Annotated in this window: 1 protein-coding gene; it reads right to left on the bottom strand. The window is 61.5% G+C overall.

Translation table 11 applies throughout. The features are described from left to right. On the bottom strand, positions 1-457 hold a 457-nt coding region (locus tag B3849_RS06355), incomplete at both ends, for an oligosaccharide flippase family protein (protein WP_286779921.1).

The following is a 457-nucleotide window of genomic DNA, read 5'->3' as shown; positions in this document are numbered from 1 at the left end:
GAGCGTGCCCAGCGCCATATGCACCAACACGGCAAAAAGCATGATGCGGAAGTCATCGAACATCCGCGATAGGGGCAGCAGCGCGGCCAACGACCCCAGCGGCGGCAGCAGCGCGATCCATATCGCGGCGCGATGTTTGTGGTGGCGGGTCTGGCGATAGACGTCCAGATGCATCGCCCCCTGTAACAGCGGCACTACAGAGATCAGCTGAAACGCCCATGTCAGCTGCTCCACCCCAAAGGAGCGGGCCAGAAGCGGCGCGAGAAGGAACAGCGCCGCCGCCCCGATCATGCCACGTATCAGCGCCACACCATGCAGCGCGCTATGGAAATCTGCGTCATCCCCCTTGGGCGCATTGACGATCTGTTGTTGAAAGCCTAGCGCGGTCAGCATCTCTATCATGGCAAGCGCGAGCACGAGGCTTGTGCCGATCCCGAAATCTTCGAGGCTGATCAGG

It is taken from the genome of Sulfitobacter sp. UBA4523 (genome assembly GCF_002388305.1).
GTDB lineage: Bacteria > Pseudomonadota > Alphaproteobacteria > Rhodobacterales > Rhodobacteraceae > Sulfitobacter > Sulfitobacter pontiacus.
This window is presented reverse-complemented; position numbering and strand designations above follow the sequence as displayed.